At 65.4% G+C, this 24,032-nt stretch carries 20 protein-coding genes; 5 read left to right on the top strand and 15 right to left on the bottom strand.

The genetic code is table 11. The features are described 5' to 3' along the window. Window positions 1-126: 126 nt before the first annotated feature. Together NR187_RS31275 and NR187_RS31280 are read left to right on the top strand one after the other, a co-directional pair. Window positions 127-753, top strand: coding sequence for a hypothetical protein (locus tag NR187_RS31275; protein WP_256808937.1), 627 nt, complete (start codon window positions 127-129; stop codon window positions 751-753). Continuing rightward, the gene (locus tag NR187_RS31280; protein WP_256808938.1) at window positions 735-1,097 is read left to right on the top strand and encodes a DapH/DapD/GlmU-related protein; all 363 of its coding nucleotides are present in this window, start codon (window positions 735-737) and stop codon (window positions 1,095-1,097) included. Before NR187_RS31275 ends, NR187_RS31280 begins: the two co-directional genes overlap by 19 nt. Window positions 1,098-1,101: 4 nt before the next feature. On the opposite strand, the gene NR187_RS31285 is transcribed toward NR187_RS31280, so the two are convergent. Then, window positions 1,102-2,682, bottom strand: a complete 1,581-nt coding sequence (locus tag NR187_RS31285; protein WP_256808940.1) for a hypothetical protein — start codon at window positions 2,680-2,682, stop codon at window positions 1,102-1,104. A gap of 39 nt (window positions 2,683-2,721) precedes the next feature. Then, window positions 2,722-3,402 (bottom strand): hypothetical protein, encoded by a 681-nt coding sequence (locus tag NR187_RS31290; protein ID WP_211384959.1) that lies wholly within the window; start codon window positions 3,400-3,402, stop codon window positions 2,722-2,724. Between the two features lie 327 nt (window positions 3,403-3,729). Here NR187_RS31290 and NR187_RS31295 point away from each other — a divergent pair, with 327 nt between their 5' ends. Next, window positions 3,730-7,356, top strand: coding sequence for an autotransporter domain-containing protein (locus tag NR187_RS31295; protein WP_256808942.1), 3,627 nt, complete (start codon window positions 3,730-3,732; stop codon window positions 7,354-7,356). 28 nt (window positions 7,357-7,384) lie between these two features. On the opposite strand, the gene gspM is transcribed toward NR187_RS31295, so the two are convergent. Genes gspM through NR187_RS31340 form a run of 9 tightly spaced genes read right to left on the bottom strand, consistent with a single transcriptional unit; the run spans window position 7,385 to window position 14,840 of the window. Next, window positions 7,385-7,966, bottom strand: a complete 582-nt coding sequence (gene gspM, locus NR187_RS31300; protein ID WP_211384958.1) for a type II secretion system protein GspM — start codon at window positions 7,964-7,966, stop codon at window positions 7,385-7,387. Continuing rightward, entirely contained in the window at window positions 7,963-8,997 is a 1,035-nt protein-coding gene (locus NR187_RS31305; RefSeq protein ID WP_256808943.1) for a PilN domain-containing protein, read from the bottom strand. Before NR187_RS31305 ends, gspM begins: the two co-directional genes overlap by 4 nt. A 1-nt stretch (window position 8,998) precedes the next feature. Next, a complete protein-coding gene (locus NR187_RS31310; RefSeq protein WP_256808945.1) occupies window positions 8,999-9,913 on the bottom strand; it encodes a type II secretion system protein GspK in 915 nt (304 codons plus the stop codon). Further along, the gene (locus NR187_RS31315) at window positions 9,910-10,629 is read right to left on the bottom strand and encodes a general secretion pathway protein GspJ (RefSeq protein WP_256808947.1); all 720 of its coding nucleotides are present in this window, start codon (window positions 10,627-10,629) and stop codon (window positions 9,910-9,912) included. The genes NR187_RS31310 and NR187_RS31315 overlap by 4 nt, the downstream gene beginning before the upstream one ends. Next, entirely contained in the window at window positions 10,626-11,021 is a 396-nt protein-coding gene (locus tag NR187_RS31320) for a type II secretion system protein J (RefSeq protein ID WP_256808949.1), read from the bottom strand. The genes NR187_RS31315 and NR187_RS31320 overlap by 4 nt, the downstream gene beginning before the upstream one ends. Then, window positions 10,999-11,493, bottom strand: a complete 495-nt coding sequence (locus NR187_RS31325) for a prepilin-type N-terminal cleavage/methylation domain-containing protein (RefSeq protein WP_256808951.1) — start codon at window positions 11,491-11,493, stop codon at window positions 10,999-11,001. The genes NR187_RS31320 and NR187_RS31325 overlap by 23 nt, the downstream gene beginning before the upstream one ends. Continuing rightward, window positions 11,456-11,911, bottom strand: a complete 456-nt coding sequence (gspG, locus tag NR187_RS31330) for a type II secretion system major pseudopilin GspG (protein ID WP_256808953.1) — start codon at window positions 11,909-11,911, stop codon at window positions 11,456-11,458. Before gspG ends, NR187_RS31325 begins: the two co-directional genes overlap by 38 nt. A 25-nt stretch (window positions 11,912-11,936) precedes the next feature. Next, the gene (locus NR187_RS31335) at window positions 11,937-13,148 is read right to left on the bottom strand and encodes a type II secretion system F family protein (protein ID WP_211384952.1); all 1,212 of its coding nucleotides are present in this window, start codon (window positions 13,146-13,148) and stop codon (window positions 11,937-11,939) included. 3 nt (window positions 13,149-13,151) lie between these two features. Then, complete coding sequence (locus tag NR187_RS31340) at window positions 13,152-14,840, bottom strand: GspE/PulE family protein (RefSeq protein WP_306235812.1); 1,689 nt, start codon at window positions 14,838-14,840, stop codon at window positions 13,152-13,154. A gap of 138 nt (window positions 14,841-14,978) precedes the next feature. Between NR187_RS31340 and gspD the strand changes: the two genes are divergently transcribed. Both gspD and NR187_RS31350 read left to right on the top strand, forming a co-directional pair. Further along, a complete protein-coding gene (gspD, locus tag NR187_RS31345; protein WP_372703285.1) occupies window positions 14,979-17,360 on the top strand; it encodes a type II secretion system secretin GspD in 2,382 nt (793 codons plus the stop codon). 4 nt (window positions 17,361-17,364) lie between these two features. Next, a complete protein-coding gene (locus NR187_RS31350; protein WP_211384949.1) occupies window positions 17,365-17,961 on the top strand; it encodes an A24 family peptidase in 597 nt (198 codons plus the stop codon). 239 nt (window positions 17,962-18,200) lie between these two features. On the opposite strand, the gene NR187_RS31355 is transcribed toward NR187_RS31350, so the two are convergent. The 4 genes from NR187_RS31355 to NR187_RS31370 form a co-directional block, all read right to left on the bottom strand. Next, window positions 18,201-18,722, bottom strand: coding sequence for a tetratricopeptide repeat protein (locus NR187_RS31355; protein ID WP_249129188.1), 522 nt, complete (start codon window positions 18,720-18,722; stop codon window positions 18,201-18,203). A gap of 82 nt (window positions 18,723-18,804) precedes the next feature. After that, the gene (locus tag NR187_RS31360) at window positions 18,805-19,905 is read right to left on the bottom strand and encodes an acyltransferase (RefSeq protein ID WP_211384948.1); all 1,101 of its coding nucleotides are present in this window, start codon (window positions 19,903-19,905) and stop codon (window positions 18,805-18,807) included. Window positions 19,906-20,215: 310 nt separating this feature from the next. Next, window positions 20,216-21,064: a hypothetical protein gene (locus NR187_RS31365; protein ID WP_211385373.1), complete on the bottom strand. Its 849-nt coding sequence runs from the start codon at window positions 21,062-21,064 to the stop codon at window positions 20,216-20,218. A 547-nt stretch (window positions 21,065-21,611) separates the two neighbouring features. Then, on the bottom strand, window positions 21,612-23,987 hold the full coding sequence (locus NR187_RS31370) for a M10 family metallopeptidase C-terminal domain-containing protein (RefSeq protein ID WP_256808960.1): 2,376 nt from the start codon (window positions 23,985-23,987) through the stop codon (window positions 21,612-21,614). Between the last annotated feature and the right edge of the window lie 45 nt (window positions 23,988-24,032).

Below are 24,032 nucleotides of genomic sequence, written 5' to 3' on the forward strand. Positions count from 1 at the left end.
GTCGTCTTCTGATCGCCAAGCGAGACTACCGACCGAATATCGCTTTGAGACCGCGCTGGTCTAGTCGGCGTCCACGATATTTCCTAGACTGTAAGTATTCGGCGGATCAGGGCGCGAGCAATTCAAATGGCTATCGAGCAAAGCGGTGCGAAAGGCGAGGGATTTGCAACCATTTCTACTGATGGCCGCGTCCTGGATGCGTGGTTTCTTCAGTTGCGCTTGAGTGCGGCGGCTGCTGGGGCAGCGACGACTCGATTGACGGAACAAGAGATCAAAGGATCATTGGGTGAGCCGGCAGCCGGATATGCGCGGCGCGACGATATTCGCAACGTCGACATCGTTCCGATCCGTACCGAGATTGGGTCGCTAGCGTCCGCGCCCGTTGACGTGCACGACGCGTACCTTCGCCTCCACCTGCTTAGCCATCGGCTTGTCGAACCCAATCGCCTAAACCTTGAAGGGATCTTCAGCCTGTTACCCAACGTTGCCTGGACCACCCTCGGTCCGTGCGAATGCTCTCGTGTACCAGAGGCGCGAATGGAGGCACGAAAGCGTGGCTTGGCTTTCGAGGTGACCGGCGTGGACAAGTTTCCGCGCATGACAGACTATGTGACGCTCGCGGACGTGAGAATTGCAGATGCGGACCGTGTGAGGCTGGGGCCCACCTTGCGCCAGGCACGACCGTCATGCATGAAGGCTTTTGCAATTTTAACGCAGGCACCCTTGGTCATTGCATGGTCGAAGGTCGGATAAGCGCCGGCGTGGTGGTGGGGAGCGGCAGCGACATTGGTGGCGGAGCGTCGATCATGGGGACGCTCTCGGGAGGAGGGAAAGAGAAGATCAGAGTTGGCGAACGCTGCCTGATCGGAGCCAACGCCGGCATTGGCATTTCACTCGGTGATGATTGTGTGGTTGAAGCAGGATGTTACGTCACAGCAGGCGCCCGCATCCTTTTGGAAGATGGTCGAGTCGTGAAGGCTAGCAAGCTCTCGGGTCAAAACGGGATCTTATTTAGACGCAACTCCCAGAGCGGCGCTCTTGAAGCAAACAGTCGCACAGCAAATTGGGACGGGCTCAACCCGCAACTTCACGGCTAGAGTGCTACGCCGGAATCAGAGCTCGTAAACGCTCGCGCAGGCACTTGCTCAGTAGCGGGCTTGCGAGCACGCCGGCCGCGGCCAGCCAGATCGCGCATTCGACGACGAAGTGCACGAGCCCGCTTCCCGGCAGCAGCCGAATTATCGCAAGCCCGATCAGCCAGCCCGACGTCACGATGCCTGCGGCCATGAGCATCACGAAGGCGATGTGCCTGGAGGGATGGTGCAGGGTCTGCCGCATGACCATCAGCGCGAGCAGGCCGAACTGAACGAGGATGTCGCTTGCGACCACGGCGAGCGCGGCGCCCAGCGGTCCAAGTTGCGGGATCAGGGCGAAGGACAGCACCAGGAAGACGACGAGCTGAAGTCCCTTGGTGCGGATCAGGAGATCGCCGCGATTGCTGTGATTGGCAAAGCCCAGCGCCAGCAGCGACGGCGCGACGGCCGCCGAGCCGAGCAGCAGCGTCACCGTCATCGGCGCGTCGTAGGGGATGCTGCCATGAGTCCACAACGCGAAGAAGTCAGGCCAGAACGGCAGCAGGCCCGCGACGATCAGACTGGCGAGCCCGGTCACGAACACCGAGCCGTGGGCGTAGAGCCGGCGCAGCCGCTCCTTGTCGCCGACGGCATGGTCGTGGCCGAGTTCGGCGGCAAGCGGCAACGTGACCTGAAGACACAGGCCGCGCACCAGGCTCGCGATCACGCGCGTCAGGCCCCATTGCGCCACCGCGACGCGGTTGGTGACCAGCGCGGAGACGAGCAGCACCGGGACGTTGACCAGCGCCAGCTCGGTGATGTTGGCGACCGCGAAGGGCAGCGCGCGGCCGAACTGACCGACGCTCCAGCGCAGGGATGGCGATGCGAATGACAACCTGCCGGCACGGCGCAGGAACGGAAACAATCGCGGCGCGTCGAACACGGTCAGGAAGATCGTGAAAAGCAGCTGCATCGACACGAAGGCGATCGCCACCGCGAGCAGGCTGCCGAACGTCGCCAGCGCGACAAGCTGCGCGATCTGGCCGAGCAGCAGCGCGCCGTTTTGCAGCCAGACCGTCCGGCCATATCGGCCGCGCACACGATAGAGGCCGGAGACGAGATTGGCCGGCAAGGTCAGGAGCATGCCGAGCGTCATCACCAGCATCGCAGCATCGAAGGTCGGCGCCTGGCGGAAGCCGAGGACGGCTGACGGCGGCGCGAGGTAGATGGCCGCGCACAGCAGAACACCAGGCACCGCGACGATTGCGAGATAGATTCGCAGCAGGGCCGAATAGAAATTCGCCGTGCGCCCATCGCAATCGACGCAGGATTTGAAGGCGAGAAAACGGTTGATCGCACGAAGCTGAAGCCCTGCGTCCGCCACGACGACGAGACTGCCGGCCGCATAGATCGCGAGCCAGGCCGCGAGCAGGTCGCCGCTCCAGACATGCAGGAACGCCGGGATCAGCAGCAACTGCTGGGTCAACCCCAGCACCATCTGGACAAGGTTCGCGGACCAGCCCTGCAACAGCCGGCGGGCGCGGCCGGCGCCGCCGGATCCGCTCGCACCGCCGGCCTTGCCGGGTGCGTCAGTTTGCGTGTCGGTCAAGCCGCGCCCTTCCCGATCAGCCCCGGCGCGCGGCAGCGCTCAGAGCCCATCCGACTCGCCGTTCTTCGGCGTCGAACGCGGCACGAAAGGCGCGAACGAGGAATCGGTCGGGCCCGGCATCGTCGGCTTGCCGGCGGCATCCGTGGTCGGGCCCGCCGGAGCGGGAGCGTCCTGCGGCTTGAGCGCCAGCACCTCGCTGCGCTCGCCCTGCTTGAACGTCACCTCGCGCGGCTGCACCGAGGTCAGCGACCAGCCGTCGAGCGATTCGCCCTGCCTCAGGCGCACGACCTTCTGATCCATGCGATTGACGAGAATCGCGATGGCGTCCCCCTCGCCCACCACGGCGCCGACCAGCAATAGCGGCGGCGGTGCCTGGACCGGCTTGGGCGGCGGCGCGGGACTCTCTTCCACCGGCGATGCCGCAACCGCGCGCGGCGGCGGCCGGCGCATGGCAGAGAAGATCGGACGCTCCTGTGTCGCGGTCAGGGCCGAGAGCGGCACCGACCACAGCGGATTGCCGCGGGGGATGGGCTTGCTCGGAGCCTGCTGCACGGGGCGCGAGATCGGCCGCGTCGCGCCGACATCGACATTGTCGGCGGGGCTGCGCGCAGCGTCGTCGGGCAGGACATCCATGCGCGACGAGGTGGCGGCCATGGTCCCGGCGGTGCCCAGAACCACGCACAGCACAGCCAATCCTGTCGGCCTCAACCACCCGGCCATCGACATTCCCCTGCGACCACCAGCCGCGCCACGACGGCGGCTAGGCGTCCGAGCCAAACTAGTTCCGATCCGTAGCGCCATCAACCCAAAGCGCCAGGCCGCCCCCACGGGCACGCCTATTCCCCCCATATGTTGCAATGCGTGAATATGTTGCCCGAGGGCCACGATCGTCCAAAATGCAAGGCGGAACAGCGCGGAACCCGACCCACATGGACATCCGTTCATTGCCGCACGCTGCGACGCCATGAGATCATCGCGCGGCGCAGGGTCCGCCCGCTCCCCATTTGCGCATTTGCGATGATTTCTTTGCTGATTTGAGAATACCGGATGGCTGGACCGACAATGGCAGGTGGGCGGATCGGATACGGGCTGCGATCCGGGCTGCAATCCGTCCTGCGCCGCTCCCTGGCGGCCCTGCTGGCGACCACGGCGCTCGGCGCCGTCGCGGCGCACGCCGCGGACGGCGACTGGAACGGCGCGACCAGCGACTGGACGGACGGCACGAACTGGTCGTCCAATCCGAGCGTGCCGGACGGCACCGCGACCTTCACAAGCACTGGAAGCACGGCCGTCGACAACAACAACGGCGTCGTCGTGATCGGCACAATCCGGTTCACGACCATCGCGCAGGCCTACTCGATCACGGTCGGCAACCCGTTCATCGTCAACGGGACAGGCATCATCAACGATTCCGCCACGACGCAGAATTTCCAGGTCACCTCCGGCAACACTCTGGTGTTCCAGAACAGCAGTACCGCGCGCGGCGGCATCGGCGCCGGAGCCGTGATCATCACGAACGATACCGGCGGCACCGTCAGCTTCCTCCAGAACAGCACGGCGGGAACGGCAAGCCTCGTCAACAGCGGCTTCGTCACGTTCGAGGATTCCAGCTCTGCGGGGAGCGCCCAGATCACCAACAACGCCAACGGCCAGATCGATTTCTTCACCAGCGCTTCGGCGGGCAGCGCCACGATCAACAACCTGGCGTCGGCCACGCTGAACTTCCACAACAGCACCACAGCCGCCACTTCGACCGTCGTCAACGACGGAACGGTGAATTTCGACGGCTCCGCCACGGCCGGCAGCGCCACGATCACCACCAACAACGGCGCGACGACGAACTTCTCCGGCACGGCGACCGGCGACAGCGCGCAATTCATCACCAATGCCGGCGGAACGGTCGACATGTCCGGCCTGACCAGCGGCGGCATGACGTCAGGCTCGATCGAAGGCGCGGGCAATTATGTCCTGGGCGCCAACACGCTCACCACCGGCAGCCTCAACACCTCGACCCAGGTCGACGGCGTGATCTCCGGCACCGGCGGAGGACTGACCAAGGTCGGCACCGGCACGCTGACGCTGACCGGCACCAACACCTATACGGGCGCGACGACGATCTCGGCCGGAACGCTGGCGATTTCCGGCTTCGGCAGCATCTCCTCGTCCAGCGTCGTGACGGTGGATGCCACGCTCGACATTTCCGCCTCGTCCGTGCCGTTCAACGCCATCACGACGCTCGCGGGCAGTTCCAGCGGTATCGTCAACATGGGCGGCAACGGGCTCGTGATCACCAACGGCTCGACCGAGTTCGCGGGCGTGATCCTGGGCACCGGCGGCCTGGAGGTGTTTGCCGGAACGCAAACGCTATCCGGCGTGAACACCTACAGCAACGTCACCCAGATCGACGCGGGCGCGACGCTGGCGTTGAAGGGCAGCGGCTCGATCGCGAACTCGCTCTATGTCGCGTTCTCGGGCCCCGGTGCAACGCTCGATATCTCCCAGACCACGTCCGGGGCTTCGGTTACACAGCTGTTCTCGTTCGGCGCCAACGGCGTCGTCGCGCTGGGATCGAAGACGCTGACGATCACGGCTGGCAACTCCTTCGGGGGCGTGATCCAGGACGGCGGCATCGGCGGCGGCACCGGCGGCAACCTCGTGATCGCAGGCGGCGCAACGCAGCAGCTCTACGGCACCAACACCTATACCGGCACGACAACCATCGCGACCGGCGGCGAGCTGGATCTCATCAACGCCGCCGGCAGCGACGGCAGCATCGCGACCTCGAGCAACGTCATCGCCAACGGCGTGTTCGACATCTCCGCCCTGAGCGCCGGCACCTCGATCAAGTCGCTGGCGGGTTCGGGTAACCTCAATCTCGGCGCCAACACGCTGACGATCAGCAATGGCAACGGCAATTTCGCGGGCGTGATCGACGATGCCGGCGCGGGCGGCGGTCTGACCATCGCTGGCGGCACGCAGACTCTCTCCGGCGCCAACACCTATAGCAGCGCGACCACCGTGAACGGCGGCACACTGGTGGTCGATGGTTCGATCGCGAGCGCGACCACCGTCAACACCGGCGGCACGCTCGCCGGCAGCGGCACGGTCGCCGGCGTCGCGGTCAACGGCGGCACGCTCGCCCCGGGCAGCGCGGCGAGCCCGTTCGGACCGCTGACGATCAACGGATCCCTGACCTTCACCGCGGCCTCGACCTATCTGGTGCAGGTCTCCTCGACGAATGCCAGCCTCGCCCAAGTGACGGGCGCGGCCGGGCTCGGCGGTGCGACGGTGAGCGTGAACTTCACCTCGGGGACGGTCAAGAAGCAGTACACGATCCTGACTGCGGCCGGCACCCTCGTCGGCACCACCTTCAATCCGACCGTCCTCTCCAACATGCCGACGCTCAACGCGACGCTGAGCTACGACACCAGCAACGTTTTCCTCAACGTCAACGTCAATTTTGCGCAGGCGGGCGGCCTCAACGTCAACCAGCAGAACGTCGCCAACACGCTGAGCAATTTCTTCAACGCGACCGGCGGAATCCCTGCGGCCTTCGCCGCGCTCTCGCCCGCGGGACTGACGACCGCCTCGGGCGAGCTCGGCACAGGCATCATCCAGTCGGCGATCAACGCCGACGGCCAGTTTCTCAATTTGATGCTCGACCCCACCGTCATCGGCCGCTCTGGCGGCTTCGCCAAGGCGGGCAGCGTCGCGCAATTCGCCGAGAGCGACGATGCTTCCGCCTACGCGTCCATGCGCCCGGCCAATGCGCGCGAGCGCGAGGCCTATGCCATGGCGACCAAGGCGCCGCTGCTCTCCTCGCTGCCGAGCAGCCGCTGGAGCGTCTGGACCGCCGGCTATGGCGGCTCGGCGCAAGTCGGCGGCAATGCGCCGGTTGGCTCGCAGGACCTTTCCGCGAGCGTCTGGGGCGGCGCTGCCGGCGCCGACTACAGGATCTCGGTGGACACGCTGGTCGGCTTTGCGCTCGGCGGCGGCGGGCTGAGCTACTCGCTCGCAAACGCCATGGGCTCGGGCTCGGCGGACCTGTTCCAGGCCGGCGTATACGGACGGCACAATTTCGGACCGGCCTACATCTCGGCCGCGCTCGCCTATGGCTGGCACGACGTCACCACCAACCGCACCGTGGCGCTCGCCGGCGCAGACCAGCTCCAGGGTCGCTTCAAGGCCGACACCTTCTCGGCCCGCTTCGAGGGCGGCTACCGCTTCGCAACGCCACTGGTCGGCATCACTCCTTATGCGGCGGCGCAGGTCACGAACTTCAACCTGCCGAACTATTCGGAACTCAGCCTCAATGGCGGCGGGCTGTTCGCGCTGAACTACGCCGCGCAATCGGTGACCGACACCCGTTCCGAGTTCGGCCTGCGCGCCGACAAGGCCTACGCGATGCAGAACGGCGTGCTGACGCTGCGCGGCCGCGCCGCCTGGGCGCACGACTACAATCCGAGCCGCGCCGTCACCGCGCTGTTCCAGACCCTGCCGGGCACCAGCTTCGTCGTGAACGGCGCCCGCGTCGACGCCGACTCCGCGCTCGTGAGCGCCAGCGCCGAGATGAAATGGCTGGGCGGCTTTTCGGTCGCCGGCACCTTCGACGGCGAGTTCTCCGGCAACGTCACCAGCTATTCCGGCAAGGGCGTACTCAGGTACGCCTGGTAAGCTGCCCCGATAGGCTGACGGGACGGCCTTACTTCGCCGCCTGCCACTGGCCGGAAACGCCGAGAATGACCCTGACGCGGCCGGTGCCGACGTCGCTCAGCGCCGTGGTCTGCGGCACCTGGACGTCGAGCTGATCGACGTACAGGAATGGCATGCCGGCTTCGAGATCGTAGAGCAGCTTCTGGAGCGCCGGCTGCTCCAGCTCGCAGCTCACGACGAGGCCGACGAAACCGTCCTTGGTCTGCGCGCCGGAGACGTCGACCTGCGAGGACTGGACCGAGCCGCCGACATCGCCGACCGCGGCCGCAACCCGCTGCAACAGGTTGGCGCCCGCGACCGTCACGGTCGGCCCCTCCAGGAACGGCGTGCCGGGATGCTCGGCGGACAGGGCCGCGGCACCCTTGGCGCCGCCCTTGCGGCCGCGCAGCTGGTCGAGCAGGTCGGAGGTCTGCGCCAGCGCCTCGCGGTGGGCGATGACGTCGGCGATCGACAGCGCTGCCATCAGCAGCAGCCCGCTTGTGACCGCGAGATAGAGCGTGACCGCGATCAGGGGCGAGCCGGCGAGCGTCCGCCCAACCGCATTTCCGCTTACGACCTTGGCGCTGCTCATGGCGCGTTCCTCGGTTCGATCTGCGCCTCGATGTGGAAGCGCTCGCCGGGATCGGAGGGGCTGCGCGTCGTCGGGGCGGAGAAGGTCGCGCGGGTGAAATGCTGGGACTGCTCGATCAAAGGGATCAGCGACGGCGCATCGCGCGTGATGCCGGCGATCTGGACCTTGTTGCCGGCCAGATGCAGCTCTGTGACATAGGTGTGGTCCGGCAACAGCCGGCTCAGCGATTCCAGCACGATCACGCTCGACGGCGTCTCGTATTTGCGGCGCTCGAGCAGCGCGAGCGGCGAGCGCTCGCCGCCGTCGCTGCCGCGAAGTGCGGCGCGGCGCTGGGCGATCTGCCGTTCGAGCTCCCCCTCCTGCGCGCTCAGACTGTCGGCCAAATAGCCTGCCGCGACCGATCCGACCACCGCTGTGACCGCGGCGAGAGCGAGCACCGCCTGCAACGTCCGGCTCAACCGCACGGGGTCGATCGCGCCGCGCGATTTCTGCTCGAACACCTTGATGCGCCCACCCTCGGGCGCCTCCGTCGCGACCGCGATCGCAGTCGGATGGAAGCCGGACACCGCCTCGACATAGCCCGTCGCCAGCCGGCGCGGTGCAGCCGCGATCACTGTGGTGATGCTCTCGCTGCCATGCGCCACCGGGGCGCTGCAACCGAATACGGCTTCGCTCGCGCTCCAGGGCGTCAGCCGGTCGATCTGCGCCCGCACGATGCCGTCGAGGAAATCGGCCGCGCGCGCCGGCAACTCCAGCGAACGGAACAGGAAACGCGCGGGCCGCAGCACGATCTCGACGCGGCTGCCGCGGACGATCTGCGCGAGATCGGCGATGAACTTGCCGTCCTCGAATGCGATTTCCTTCGGGACGTTCTCCACCTTCGCAGCGTCCAGTGCGAACGTGCCAGTCTCCGTCTCGACCAGCCGCATCACCCGCGGCGATACCATCCGCTCCAGGCCGGCCACGACCGAACCGGCCACGGTGCCGGTCCATGCATCGAGAATGCCGCGAATGGAATTAAGCGAGCTCATCTCACAGAGGCTTTCCGGCCGAGCCGTCAAAGGCGTTGTGCCACGACAATACACGATATGGCTCATCGCCGCTCTCGAGAAGCAGGATGACGATCTCGGCCGAGTTCCGCCGATGCGACGGCGCTTCGACCGCGACCGTCAGCCGGTACGCCTTCGAACCCTCGGCCGTCGCGTTGGTGCTGCCGGCGAGCCCGACCAGGGATCGCGGATCGATATTGGGATCTGCGCGGTCGCGCAGCACCTGTTGCAGCATCCCGGGCGTCATGCCGGGCAGTGCCGCCACCACCTGCGGTGCGGCGTCGAGCACGTTCACGGTCCGCATGTTGCTGAACACGGTGACGAAGGGCAGCGCGCGCTCCACGACCGGGGCCGGAATGCCGCGCACCAGCCAGAGCTCGTCGCTGTGCGGAAACGGCGCGTGGCGCGGCAGATAGGGCGCGCCGAGCGTGCGATAGTAGGAATCCTCCGGATTGTCCTGGCCGGGCTCCGTCGACGAGCGCCAGGCGAGGATCCGGTCGGCATAAACGGACGCGTCCGTCGCCGGGACACCGAGCGCCATCATCAGCCCCGCGAGCATCGGCTTCGGTGCCATGTTGAGATCGACGCGCGCGGCCTCCGAGCGGAAGGTGACTCTGACGCGTCCGGCGCCCACGCGGGCATTGAAGGTGCCGCTGGTCGGACGCGTGGCCTCGTTCTGCGCTGTCAGCCGGTAAGCCGCGAGTTCGAGCCCGGCGTTCACCAGTGCATCCGCCTGCAATCGGTCGGCGGTGACGGCGACCGTGACCGCGGTGTTGGTGACGTAAGTCAGGTAGATCAGCGCGAGCGCGGCCAGCGCCGCAAGCATCCAGAGCACCACGACGACGATGAAGCCGCGGCCGTCGCGAACTCCCGCACGCGCGTGCCTCGCTCCGCTCACAGCTGCTGCTCCTCTTTCTCCGCCTGCTGCGGCCGGGTCCGCGCCGTCACGCAGGTCGTCGGATTCTTGGCCCGCGCGCATTCGGCCGGAGCCGTGATGTGCGGGGTCACCGCACCCGAGACCGAGAGTATCTGGCCGGTGGCGCTGTTGCGCACCGTGATGCGGACCCGATCCGGCAACTGCGCCTGGCCCCGCCAGGTCGGCAGCCACTGCCCGTCCGGCCCGGCATAGGCGAAGCTCACGCGGAACGGCGCGCGGATCAACACGACCTGGTCGACGAAGCGGATCTGCCCGTCGGCCGGCATCGGCTGGAACGGCGCGCGCTCGCGCACCAGCGCGAGCCCCTGTGCGTCGGCCTTCTCGACCAGGCGGATGAATTCGAGCCCCGGACGCGCGCTCGGGCCGAGCGCCGTGCGCAGGAAGGTCACCGACAATTCGGCGCCGTCGAACAGCGGCGCCCTGGCGTCGGCGTTGACCGTCATCTGCTCGGCGACCGACAGGTCGGCGATGATGCGATCGAGGCCGGTTGCGAGACGCTCGGCCCGCTGCACGCGCGCGATGCCGCGATTCCAGTTCGGCAGCCATTGCGCCGTCACGGTCGCCAGCGCCGCCAGGATGACGGTCATCAGCAGTGTCGCGAGCAGCACTTCGAGCAGGGTGAAGCCTGCTTCGTCTGCCAGTGCGCGGCGCAGGCGCTTCATTGCCGGGCCCTTCATTGAGAAGTCCTCGGCACCAGCTTCACGGTCGTGATCTGGATCGCGCTGCCGTCGGCGCGCTGGAGGCGCAGATTGACGGCCAACGGCACGAAACGGTCGGTGGCGGGATTGCCGCCCGCCACGTTCATCGGCGCAACGTCGACGCGCCAGCGGCTGCCGGCCAGTTCGCCGCTCTGACGGCCGGGCTTCAGCAAGGAGCGCGCCGGCAGGTCCGCAAGCAGGGTCTCGGCGGTCCCGGCGAGGGCCAGATGCTGGTCGATCGCACGCGTGCCCTTCGCCGTCGTGGCGATGACCGAGCCGATCGAGCCAAGCATGACCGCGATGATCGCGAGCGCGACCAGCGCCTCGATCAGGGTGAAGCCGGCGGCGTCAGAAAACCTTCTGCGGGACAATCTCGACGCCTCCGGTCAACCAGTTGACGCGCACCTCATAGCCCATGCCCGGACGCGCCAGCGCGATCGTCCCGCCGCACGACATGCCCGAGGGAAAGAAATCAATCGATCGCCCGGTCGCGCGATCGGCACAGCGCGCGGCCAGCATCGCCTGCACGACCACGTCGGCCGGCAGGCGGATGGTCCGCCCGGTGACACCGGAACGGATCGCGCGCGCCTCCGCATCCACCAGGGTCGCGACCCGCACCTGCCGGCGCAGCGCCGCGTTGCGGTCGGCTTTCAGCAGTGCCGCGGTCTCGACCGCATAGCTCTCCAGCCTGGCGCGCGTCGTCGTGCGGGGGACCGCCGGGAGGATGATCGCCGCGAGCAGGCCGATGATCGCGAGCACGCACAGGATCTCGATCAGCGCGAAGCCGCGCGTATCGCAGATGCCATCAGCGCGTGCCGCTGACAATGTCGGCCGCCGTTCCACTGCCGCCTTCCTGACCGTCCGACCCGAGCGAGATGATCTCGTAGGGCGCGCTCGGGCCCGGCGAGCGATAGACATAGATGTGCCCCCAGGGATCACTCGGCACCACGCCGCCGCGCAGATAAGGCCCATTCCAGCCGGCCTGATTGGTATTGCGGGTCAGCGCGGCTAGGCCTTCGTTGGATGTCGGATAGCGCCCGAGATCGAGAAAATAGAGATCGAGCGCACTGGAAAAACTCTCGATCTGGATCTTCGCCGCCTTCGCCTTGGATTCGCTGAGATAGTTCAGCACGCGTGGCCCGACCAACGCCATGATCATCCCGATGATGGTGATGACGACCAGCATCTCGACCAGGGTGAAGCCCGCCTCCCCGCAGGCCCCGCGCCGCCGGCCGCGCCTCGACGATGGATGTTTGGTCACTTCAAGCCTCTCCCATTCCCATGGCCTAACCGACTATCTGACTCACCGACATCAACGCGGTCATCACCGACGTGATCAGGCCTCCGACCACCAGCGAGATCGCGATGATCGCCGCCGGTCCCGCGATGCCGACGGCACGGTCCAGCGTGCGCTGCAACTTGACCTCGTAGAATTCGGCGACGCGTCCGGACAGCATCGGCAATTGTCCTGTCTCGTCGCCGAGCCGGAGCATGCGCACCGCCATCGCCGGCAGCGCCTCCGTCTCGGCGAGCGCGTCGGACAGCTTCGAGCCGTGGCGGACCCGGTCGGCCGCATCGCTCCAGACCGTAGACGGGCCGGTGGTTGCCATCATGTCGATCAGGATGCGCATCGTGGTGGTGAGATTGACCCCGCTGCCGAGCAGCAGGCCGAGATTGCGGCAGAACAGCGCCGTGCGGTACGCCCTCATCACGTTGCGGATCGCGGGCAACCGCACGATCGCATTGGTGATGCCGCGGCGGACGCGCTCCCGCCGGAGCAAGAGCCACGCCGCCGCGATGGTGGTCGCAAGCCCGGCCAGGACCGCATCGGAATTGCCGCGCAGGAAGGTCGAGATGTTGAGGAAGACACCGACGATCGGATCGACCTTGGCGCCGAAATCCTGCAACACGCTGGCGAACTGCGGCAGCACGAAGGTGAGAAAGAACAGCAGCACGCAGCCGGCCGCGCCGAGCACGAAGAGCGGATAGCGGATCGCATCCGACAGCCGGCGCCGCAACGCCTCGCTGCGCGCGCGTTCGCCGGCCAGCACCTCCAGAACCTGATCCAGCGAGCCCGAGGCCTCGCCGACACGCACCAGCGCGATATACATCGGCGGAAACAGCCCCTCATGCCGCGCCAGTGCCTCGGCAAAGCTCTCGCCCGCAACAACGCGCGACCGGATGTCGGCGACGACGGGGCGCAGCCGGCCGAGATCGGGATCGGCCACCAGCAGTTCCAATCCGTCATTGATGCGGGCGCCGGCGCGCAGCAGCAGCGCCAGATCGCGGGTGAGGATGGTGATGTCTTCGGGCTTCGGCCTGTTGAACAGGCTGAGCACACTGCCGGTCGCGCCGCCCTCTTCCGGCGTGACGTTGTCGACCAGCACGAGGCCGAGCCGCTCGATCCGCTGCGCGACGTCGCCGGGCGCGGGCGCGGCGATGGCGCCGGAGACCAGTTCGCCGTTGGCATTGAGTGCGCGGTAGCGATAGTTCGGCATGCGCTAGCGCACCGTCGTGACGCGGAAGACCTCGGGCACGGTGGTGAGCCCGGCCCGGCACTTGGCGACCGCGTCCTCCAGCATCGTCGTCATGCCACTCCGCATCGCGGCAGCGTCGATCGAATGGGAGTCGGTCTGCGGGCCGATCAGCGTGCGCACCTCGTCGGACATTTCCAGGATCTCGAACACGCCGTTGCGGCCGCGATAGCCGGTGCCGCCGCAGCGTTCGCAGCCGCCGGCCTCGTGCACGACCTCGCCGCACTTGAAACCGATCACCGCAATCCGCGGATCCCTGGCGAGATCGGCCTCGGTCAGCGCGTGCGCCACCTTGCAGCGGTCGCAGAGCATGCGCACCAGTCGCTGCGCCACCACGGCACGCAACGTGGACTTCAGCAGGAACCCCTCGATGCCGAGATCGATCAGGCGCGGCACGGCCGCCGCCGCGGTCTCGGTGTGCAGCGTCGTCAGCACGAGATGGCCGGTCAGCGCCGCATGGATCGCGATATGCGCGGTCTCGGCGTCGCGAACCTCGCCGACCATGATCACGTCGGGGTCCTGGCGCACGAAGGCGCGCATGGCCGAGGCAAAGGTCAGCCCGATCGACGGCTTGACCTGGGACTGGTTGATGCCGGGAATTTCGTATTCGACGGGATCCTCGATGGTGAGGATCTTGCGCGTCGGCTCGTTCAGGATCGACAGCATGGTCGCAAGCGTCGTGGTCTTGCCGCTGCCGGTCGGTCCGGTGACGACGACCATGCCGTGCGGCATCGCCAAGAGGCGCGTCATCGCGCTCTCGTCGCGCGCACCGAGCCCGAGCTTGCTCATCTCCAGCAGGCCGCGATCGCGCGGCAACAGACGGATGACGGCACTCTCCCCATGCTGCGTCGGCATGGTCGCGACGCGGACGTCGATCTCGCTGCGTCCGACCCGCACGCGGGCGGCGCCGTCCTGCGGCAGGCGCCGTTCTGCGATGTTGAGGCTGGCGAGAATCTTGATGCGCGAGATCAGTGCCTGCGGCGGGATGCCGTGCGGCGACGGCAGCGCGCGCAACAGACCGTCCACGCGCATGCGCACCGTGAGCCCGGCACGGAACGGTTCGACGTGAATGTCGCTTGCGCGCAAGTCCATGGCGCGCTCCAGCAGATCGTTAAGCGCACGCACCACCGGCGCGCCACTGGCGAGATCGCGCAGGCTCTCGATGTCGTCGTCGGACTGCTGCGCAACGCCCCTGCCGCTTCGATCGGCATTTGCGTCGTCGGCCTCGGCCCGTTGATCGAGGACCGTGGTAATGTCCTCATATGACGCCACGACGACATCGACCGGCGTTCCGAACACGATTTCGGCGGCGCGAATGGCTGCCGTGTCGGAGGGGTCGGCGACAGCCAGCCGAAAAACGTCATCCGACGCACTGAATGGGAAGATTGTGGATTCGCGCAGGAAACGGCGCGAAAAACCGTCGAGGCGAGGCGTCGCCGCGAGCAGTTGCGGAAGGCTCAGCCGCGTCAGGCCGAAATGATCGGACACTTCGTCGGCGAACTCCGCGGCGGAAAGATCGGTCGCCTCCCACAATTCGCGCAAGGGACGCGTGATCGCGGGATTGGCGGATTTGTCGGCATGGGCATGCGCCCGCTGCGGCAATGCGTATTTTTCCAGGAGGTGCTGCCGGAAGCTATCAGCGGAGCGGTCGCGCATCGCACTCACAGCGTTGACCTTGTTACCTGAATGCAACAACTTCGGCGGGTTACGGAAGGCCCTTTGCCCTTGACTTATTTCTTAGCAAAAACATAATCGTGGCGCAAATTATTGCGCGTCCGAACCAAGGGGGATCGGATGCCATCTCCAGTCACATCCAGCGTTGGCAGGCGTATTTTGTTTGAGGTGGTCCAGCCGCTCTTGCGTCTTCGCTCAGCGTTGACTGGAACGCTCGTTCTGTTGTCGTCCGCCTTCCTGCTCACGGCCTGCATCGTCACAGCGGACCAGTCGATCGAGGCGGATCCAAAGGATCCGCGCGCGCAGGACATCGCCGACAAGGTCCGCTCCCTCGACCTTCAGCCGCGACAACCTTCGGATGCGGGGGCAAGCGGCATTGCGCAGGCGAAATCGTCAAGGCCTGCGATCTATCTCAGCGATGGTGCAACGCCGCAAGGCGGCGCGATCGCAGAGCGCGACGACAGCGGCGGCAGCGGTTACGACCTCAATTTCGAGAACGCGCCGGTCGCCACCGTCGCAAAGGTCATCCTTGGTGACGTACTCAACGTCGGCTACACGATCGACCCGCGCGTACAGGGGACCGTCACGCTCGCCTCGGTGCGCCCCGTCCCCAAGGCCGACGCAGTCTATGTGCTGGAGAATGCGCTGCGCATGTCCGGCGTGGCGCTGGTGCGCGACCGCACCGGCTACCGCCTGCTGCCGGCGCCGGAAGCCGGTCCCGGCGGCATCGATCGCTCCGCCAACGCCGCCGCCGGCCAGGGCATCACGGTGGTGCCGCTGCGCTATGTCTCGGCCCAGAACATCTTCAAGCTGCTCGACGCCTTCGGCGTGAAGGCCTCGACCATGCGTCCCGACAGTGCCCGCAACACGCTGCTCGTCAGCGGCAGCGGCACCGACCGGGCGACCGCGGTCGACACCATCCTCTCCTTCGACGCCGACTGGATGCGCGGGCAATCGGTCGGCATCTTCCCGGTGCGCAACTCCACGCCGGAGCCGCTCATCACAGAGATGGAAAAGATCATGGATTCGGGCGAAGGCGGCCTGAGCCAGAGCGTGGTCAAGTTCCAGTCGATCAGCCGCCTCAACTCGATCCTGGTCGTCAGCCAGAAGCCGGAATATCTCAAGCGCGCGCAGGTGTGGATCGCGCGGCTCGACCGCTCCGACACCGACGGCGTGAACCTGAAATCCTATCCGCTGCGCTACGGCAATTCCAAAGCGGTGGTGGCGCTGCTGAACGAGATCCTGTTCAGCCAGAGCGCGACCAGCACGTCGTCGCTCGACAATTCCGCGAGCCAGATTTCGCCGGGCGCGGGCATCGCGACGTCCTCGTCCGGGACCAATCCGGTAGCCTCGCTCAGCGCACTTCCGACCGCAGCTGCGGGTGCGGCAACCCCGGTCACCGGTGCGCCCGGCTCGCCGCTGGCCGCGCGTTCCACCCCTGCCGTGGCCGGCGCACCCGGCCAGGACAACGGCTCCGGCTCGCTGCTCGGCACGGCTGCGAAACCGGCCGGTGCGGTGCTCCAGAACGTGCGGATCACCGCCGACGTCACCAACAACGCCGTGCTGGTCTATGCCAACGCGGAATCGCAACGCGTCGTCGAGCAGACGATCCGGCAGATCGACCGGCCGCAGCGCCAGATTGCGATCGAGGCGACCATCGCCGAGGTCACGCTGAACGACCAGTTGAACTATGGCGTGCAGTTCTTCCTGGCGAGCCAGAAAGGCTCGATTTCCAACACGGTCTCCGGCATCAGCAACAGCGCCACGGTCGGCAGCAACACCGAGCCGGCGAGCAACGCCGTCAATGCCGCGGCCGGCGCCCTGCTCGGGCGCGCATTGCCCGGCTTCAACTTCCTGATCGGTGCGGAAAACTCGCCGCGCGTCGTGCTCGACGCGCTGCACGGCATCACCAACGTCAAGGTGCTTTCGAACCCGTCGCTGGTGGTGCTGGACAATCAGGCGGCGACGCTGCAGGTCGGCGACCAGGTTCCGTTCTCGACCGGCACCGCGACCGTGCTGACCGCCAACAACACCGTGGTCAACACCATCGACTACAAGAACACCGGCATCATCCTGCGCGTGCTGCCGCGCGCCAACGCCAACGGCAACGTCGTGCTCGACATCGAGCAGGAGATCTCGAGCGTCGCCGCCGGCAGCGCCAACTCGCTGACGCCGACGATCTCGCAGCGCCGGGTCAAGAGCTCGATCGCGGTGACCAGCGGTCAGACCGTGCTGCTCGCCGGCCTGATCAGCGAGACCGAGAACAGGCAGCGCCAGGGCCTGCCGATCCTGGATTCCATTCCGGGCGTGGGCGACGCCTTCTCGCATCAGACCAACACACGCGCCCGCACCGAGCTGATCCTGTTCATCCGCCCGACCGTCATCAAGGACGGCGTCGATGCGCATGTGATCGCCGAGGAAATGCGCAGCAAGATGAACAGCCGCCTGGTCGGCACCAGCAATCCGGTCGTCACGGTGAACCCGCCCACGGCGGCGCGCTAGTGGCGTGACGGACCCGGTCGCGAACGACGGGACGGGCTCTCCGCTCGCGCTCAGCCTCGCGCTGCTGCTGGGTGTGCTTGCAAGCCTCGTCGCAGCGCCGGGCGCCGAAGGCCTCTACGGCGCGTTCCTCGCCGCGCTGATGTTCGCGATTGCGGCGCACGATGCCCGCCATTATCTCATTCCGAACGAGCTGACCGGCGCGGCCTTCGCGCTCGCTTTGCTCCGCGCGGGCGGATTCGCGCTGGAGACGGGCGCCGACGCGATGCTCTGGGCAGTCGTCCGCGCCGTTTCGGTCGCGCTCCCGCTCCTGCTCCTGATGCTGCTCTACCGGCGCTGGCGCGGCCGCGACGGGCTCGGGCTCGGCGACGTCAAGCTCGCCGCGGTCTGCGGCGCCTGGCTCGAGCTCACGACGGTGGCCGCAGTGATCGAGCTTGCGGCGCTGGTCGCGATCGGCGCCTATGTCGCCAATGCCGCGCTGCGAAGAAAGCGGCTCCGCGCCACGGCCTTCCTGCCGTTCGGGCTCTTCCTGGCGCCGGCGATCTGGATCGGCTGGCTGGGCGAGGTCTGGTACACCAACTGGCTCGGCGGCTGGCCGGGTTAGGGTGATCCGGCAAATCGTCATTCAGGGCGGCAGACAAAAAACCCCGAAAACAACCCCATGCACAGTAGCGGGGTGCAGCCTTGTCAATGACTTGACGACCGGCGCGGACACTTTGCGGATTTTACGAATCCCCTTTGACACGTCGGGCAAAACACCGGCATGATGTCATCATGGCGATAGCGCCACCCGCCCCCGTGCCGAGCGCGGCCGATGGCGTGGCGCTTGTCAGGGCCGGCGGATCAGTGCTCTCGGCTCGGCGCCCATTCCAGCGCCCGCAGACGAGCCTGGGCGATCTCTCCCCGGGTCATCTTGGTCGTGACGGCATCGCGGATCCGGGCCCGCGCCTCCCGCGCCGGCGGCGGCGCGGCGGCCGTCGACAGATTGAGCCATTTCGAGGCCTCGACGATGTCCTGCGGCACGCCCTGGCCGCGGTCGTAGAGCAGCCCGAGGGAATATTGCGCGCGGCTGTCGCCCTGCTCGGCCGCCCGCCGGTACCACATCGCAGCTTCCGTGTAGTTCCGCGGCACGCCGCGGCCGGTCTCGAACTGGAAGCCGAGATAGGTCTGCGCCGCCGCATTGCCCCGCTCGGCGAGCGGAATGAAGATGCGCGAGGCCCTCACATAGTCCTGGCGCTGGAAGGCGGAGACGCCCTGGCGCAACGACTGGGCGTGGGCACCGGCCGGCGCCGCGAGCACGGGTGCCGCGATCACGAGGACAAGAACGGCAAGCCGCAGCGAGCGGACCAGACGACGACAATTCATATCTGGGCGTGTCCTACTCATTACCGGCTTCTCATCGATGGCAGCTGCCACAGGTTATTCCGGCCGGATGACGGAATCCAGATCACGATTGCCCGTCTCCAGCAGCCGCTCTTGCCGGCGGCCCGCCGCGCCACTCGCGCGACGGCCGGCCGAGAGCGGCTTTTATCCAGTCCGACACGCGATGATAGTGTCGCTCAAAAAGCAGCGCGAAAACATAAGCAAGGGCGTTCGCCACGATGACCGCGAATAGCGATCTCCAGATGGAGACGTTCGGCCAGACACTGAAGATCAACCGCAACGTCGTGAGATGGATTAGAAAGAGCGAGTAGGAATAGTCGGCAGCAAGGTTGATCAGCGTGGCCAGCCGATGCGGCATGATGCGGACGTGCTGCGACACCAGGATCAAGCTGAGGAACGACAAAACCAGTATGGGATATTGCCCCAGGTTTGCATCATCGCCGGGCGTGCGCTGGATCAGCCAGGTCGCCAGGGTGACGACGAATGCCAGACACCAGAACAGGACATTCGGCCGGTACCCGATCACGCCTTTTACGACGTAATAAGAGGCAAAGGCCATAAGCCACAGCACGAACAGCGCGCGATCGGTGCCCGGGATGTTGGAGAAATAGGCGAGCGGCATGAAAGAAAACGGCGCAGCAACGAGGCTGCACAATAGAACGTTCTTGCCGCAGAGCAGAAAGTATATCGCACCCACGAAGAAGTAGATGTGAAACTCAAGTGCAACCGAAGTCAATTGCCCGGCCGTCCCGAATGTGCCTACACTCAGACAGCAAGGCACGTTCTGCTGCATGAACAAGTTGCCTATGTAGGTTTTCAAATCGACCGGATCCGCGACAATTTCGATGTCGGACCATCGGAGACCAAGCGTCGCGAGTCCAATAGCCAATATGGCCGGCAGGTAAGCCGTATAGATCCTCGCGAACCGCTCAATGCCGAAGTCAACCAAACCGTAGGAAGGCGACTCTGACTTGCTATCGAGGGTGTAGGCAATCAGGAAGCCGGACAGAACAAAGAACAACAAGACACCATCAGCGGGGACATAGGTCTTCCCAAGCCCTCCAACACCCCAAGCATGTCCGATACAAACCACTTGCGCCGCGATTGCTCTCAAGAGATTCAAGGTGACGGAGGTATCGTTTTTCGCCGGGTCCAGGCTAATCATGGAATCGAGCGTTCCTGACCGTGTCGATGTTGCTTCGGTGTCTAGTCTCGCTCTGTGAATTCCATCCCGGGCTCGAGGCGAAAAGCCAGTACCTATCGACGAGTATTGGAATTCCCAATCCCTGCCGGAGCAGCAATCCGGGCACGTGGCGAGAGTTAGACGAACGGCCAGACTTAATGGAAGACGCGGCGCCGTGCTATACGCGCTTGCGGCAAGGGCGGACCAACCGTGCACGTTTTGCGCGCATAAGACAAAAGCCCCGGGCGAAGATCGCCCGGGGCTTTGTGCATACGGTAATGGGGGAGATGGACTACTTGTAGCCGCCCGCCGACCCTGGTGTGGTGTCCGGACCGTTGCCGTTAATCTGATTGTCGCCATAGGACAGCACGGTGCCCGCCGTCGCAATTCCCGCATTGTTCACGATCATGGACCGACCGATGCGGATATTCGCGACACCACCCTGAGCAACGCCGGTACTGAGGCTCTCGGAGATGTTGCTGTTGTTGACCTGCAGATTGACCGATCCCTGGGCATTCACGCCGACGAAGTTCTTGTTGATGGAGGAATTGTTGATGAGAACCTTGGCACTCCCGCCATTTGGATTGATCAGAACGCCGGTGCCGTCGATGCCAGAGCCGTTGTGCGAGATGATACTATCCCGGATCATCAACAATGCTCCGGCGTTGCTCGGGGTGAACGAGACGCCAATGCTACCCGCGGAGTTGAAATCCCTGATGAAGCAATGCTCGATGACCACCGAAGCCGCCTGCAGGACCGTGACGCCCTTCAGTCCGGTGCCGAAGCCCTCGATGTCCAGGCCGCGCAGCACGATGTGGTCGGTCGCGGCAGCGTTGATGATGACGCCGTTGGTGCCGGCCGCCAGGATGCCGCCGATGGTGCCTTCGCAATAGATCGAGATCGCCTTGGTGATGGTCACGACGCCGAAGCCACCCGGGTCGAGACAATTGATCTCGCCGCCAGCCGCCGTTTTCGAGATCGCGCCGGGAAAGGTCTTGCAGGGCGCGGTGCGGCTGCACGGATTGGCGTCGTCGCCCACGCCGGACACCCAGGTTCTTGAGGCTTGCGCGTGAGCCGGCTGCGATGCGATCACTGGTATGAACAATCCCGCCACCAGCGCCCAGAGTGCAATTCGACGCATTTCGTCCTCCCGAGATGAAGCTGAGATATCAGCTTGTTGCCATGCACAAATCTTCGCTGCCGCAGCCCGCGCTTTGGCGCGTGCACGGCATCATTTTCACATTTCGCTGAAACTTCCCCCGCCCTTTTCGGCGTCCGCAATAGGCTTTCGTGGTCTAAATGGCTCGATACGCAACGCTATTTGGAAAAGCGGAAACGGACTTTGTCGGCATTTCGTCACGCAACCGTTGCGTGATGCACCGCAGGCTTTCTAGTGGTCGCACTGGATCAGACAAGGTTCAATTTTGACGCGCTTTTTTTTACTCTTAAACTTGCCCTCGCCGTCGTCAGCATAGTGCAGGCGCGGCATTGAAGACAATGAGGATCAGCGGATCACGAAAATTATCCTCCATGTCCCACTGATCGCGACGTTACACCCAAGTTGTGACGGAAATGGCCGCGCCAGGTCTGCGCCGATTCGACGCGAGGAGGGTCGCGCCGTCAGCCGAGCATGAAACGGTCATGACGGCCGGGGCGGGATTGCACTCCGTTGGCTGCCGGGAAAGCAGTCACGCTATCAGATGCCAATCCAGACCAGCCGAGGGAGCCCCCATTGAAGAATCGCCGTTGAGATCCTGATGGAAACTCGCCTCGAGAGCTTCGAGGGCGGCGCTCGCGCCCGATACGACCCCGCCCACGGCATTGGCATTGACGTTGCCGTTCGTATCCGTGTTCCAGACCGTGTACTGGTCGGTACCGGGCAGATGGAGCGCGACTTCGAAGCCGCTGGCGGTCTGTTCTGCGCCAATGAAAGTCCAACTGCCGAACTGACCGACCGTCACCGCCGGGCCGCCGTATTTCAGTACGGGACCAGTCCCACCCGAAGCGGGGTTCAGATAGTAGTTGTTGTTCGCCACCACCAAGCTGGTCGCGCCGAAGACTTCGATTACGTTGGGAGGGACTCCAATCGTGCCGTCGCCGTTGAGATCCTGATGGAAGCTCGTCTCGAGGGATTCCAGTGCGGAACTCGCGCCCGACACGACCCCTCCCACGGCATTGGCATTGACGTTGCCATTCGTATCCGTGTTCCAGACCGTGTACTGGTCGGCACCGGGCAGATGAAGGGCGACTTCGAAACCGCCGGCGGTCTGCTCTGCACCAATGAAGCTCCAACTGCCGAACTGACCGACCGTCACCGCGGGGCCGCCGTATTTCAATACCGGACCAGTCCCACCCGAAACGGGATTCAGATAGTAATTGTTGTTCGTCACCACCAAGCTGGTCGCGCCGAAGGATTCGATCACGGTGCCTGGGACGCCAATCGTGCCGTCGCCATTGAGATCCTGATGGAAGCTCGTCTCGAGGGATTCGAAGGCAAAGCTCGAGCCCGAGACAATCCCTCCCACGGCATTCGCGTTGACGTTGCCGTTCGTATCCGTGTTCCAGACGGTGTACTGGTCGGCACCGGACAGATGAAGCGCGACTTCGAAGCCGCTGGCGGTCTGTTCTGCGCCGATGAATGTCCAACTGCCGAACTGACCGACCGTGACCGCCGGACCGCCGTATTTCAGTACGGGACCATCCCCACCCGAAACGGGATTGAGATGGTAGTTGTTGTTCTCCACCACCAGGCTGGTCGCACCGAAGGATTCGACCACGACGGGGCTGAGCAGGCTCGTCAGAGCCGCGCTCGACATCGTCTGGTCTGCAAATTGGAAGGACTCGATGCCGGTGACGGTATCGGTGCCATCAGGCGAGCCGGAACGCTGGTCGGTGACCGTAAAGGTCTGCGAGCCGGAATTGTAGGCGAAGCTGTAGTTCGCGTAATTGCCCGAATACACCGCCTTGTCCGAGCCCGATCCGCCGGTCAGCGTGTCGTTGCCACCGCCGCCGGTCAGCGTATCGTTGCCGTTGCCGCCGTTCAGCGCGTTGGAGATGGCGTTGCCGACGATGGTGTCGTTGCCGGAACCGCCGATGGCGTTGTCGATGTAGGAACGCGCGTCGCTGTTGTAGAGATAGGCATTGTAGACGTTGCCCGAGGCGTAATGGCCATTGCCGAGATTGGCCAGTTGAACCGACGAGAACACGGACGACGCACCCGGATTGAGGTTGATGCTCAGGTTCGTCGTGTAGTTCGACAGGTCGTAGGTATCGACGCCGCCGCCGTCCCAGATCGTCTCGTAGATGCGATTGGCCGAGCCACCGGCACCGCCATTGTCGGCCGGCTGGCCAACGCCGTTGATGAACTCCTGCCCCGTGGTCGCGCTCCAGGTATAAACGGTGGTCCCGCCCTGGGTCGTGTAGTTCGCGCCGTACATCGTCTGCAGCGCGAGGATATCGTTGGCCATGTAGGTCTGCGGATATCCATAGGCTTCGTTGGTGTAGCCGCTGGTCGTCGAAGCACCGACATAGCTGCGATAGCTCATGACGGTGTATTCGCTGTCGTCGTGCGCGCTCGGCACGGCGACGTTGGCGACGCCGCCCGTTTCCTGGCTGTGCTTGAGGCCGAGGGCGTGTCCAAGCTCGTGCAGCGCGGTCGTGAAATAGTAATTGCCGAGCGCGGCAAGCGAATAGTTGTACTGGGTTCCGAACCAGATGTCGCCGCCGGAGGCGTAGTTGCCGGGGTAATAGGCGTAGGAGGTCGGGTTGGCCGCCGGCGACTGCGCGATCATGATGTCGGCGCCGTTCGTCCCGGCGTACTGGATGCTGGCGTTGGTGTAGCCGAGGATCAATCCGATCGCGTAATTGATCGCCGCCTGCATCTGGGTGGGCGCCGAGGCAAAGCCCGATGTCGTCGGCTCGCTGCTGCCTCCGGTATACGGATTGGCGTAATCGCTGGAAGCGTCGGGAAAGCTGTAGGTGATCGTGCCCGACCATTTGATGCCCGACAGCAGGCCGTCGATGTCAGCATTGTTGGTCCTGGTGGTCGTGACCGCGGTTGCCAAAGGGAACTCCGAAGCAGCAAGCCCCGTCCGATTCAGGGCGTTAAA

This window comes from Bradyrhizobium sp. Bra64 (assembly GCF_024519875.1).
GTDB classification, from domain to species: Bacteria; Pseudomonadota; Alphaproteobacteria; order Rhizobiales; family Xanthobacteraceae; genus Bradyrhizobium; species Bradyrhizobium japonicum_G.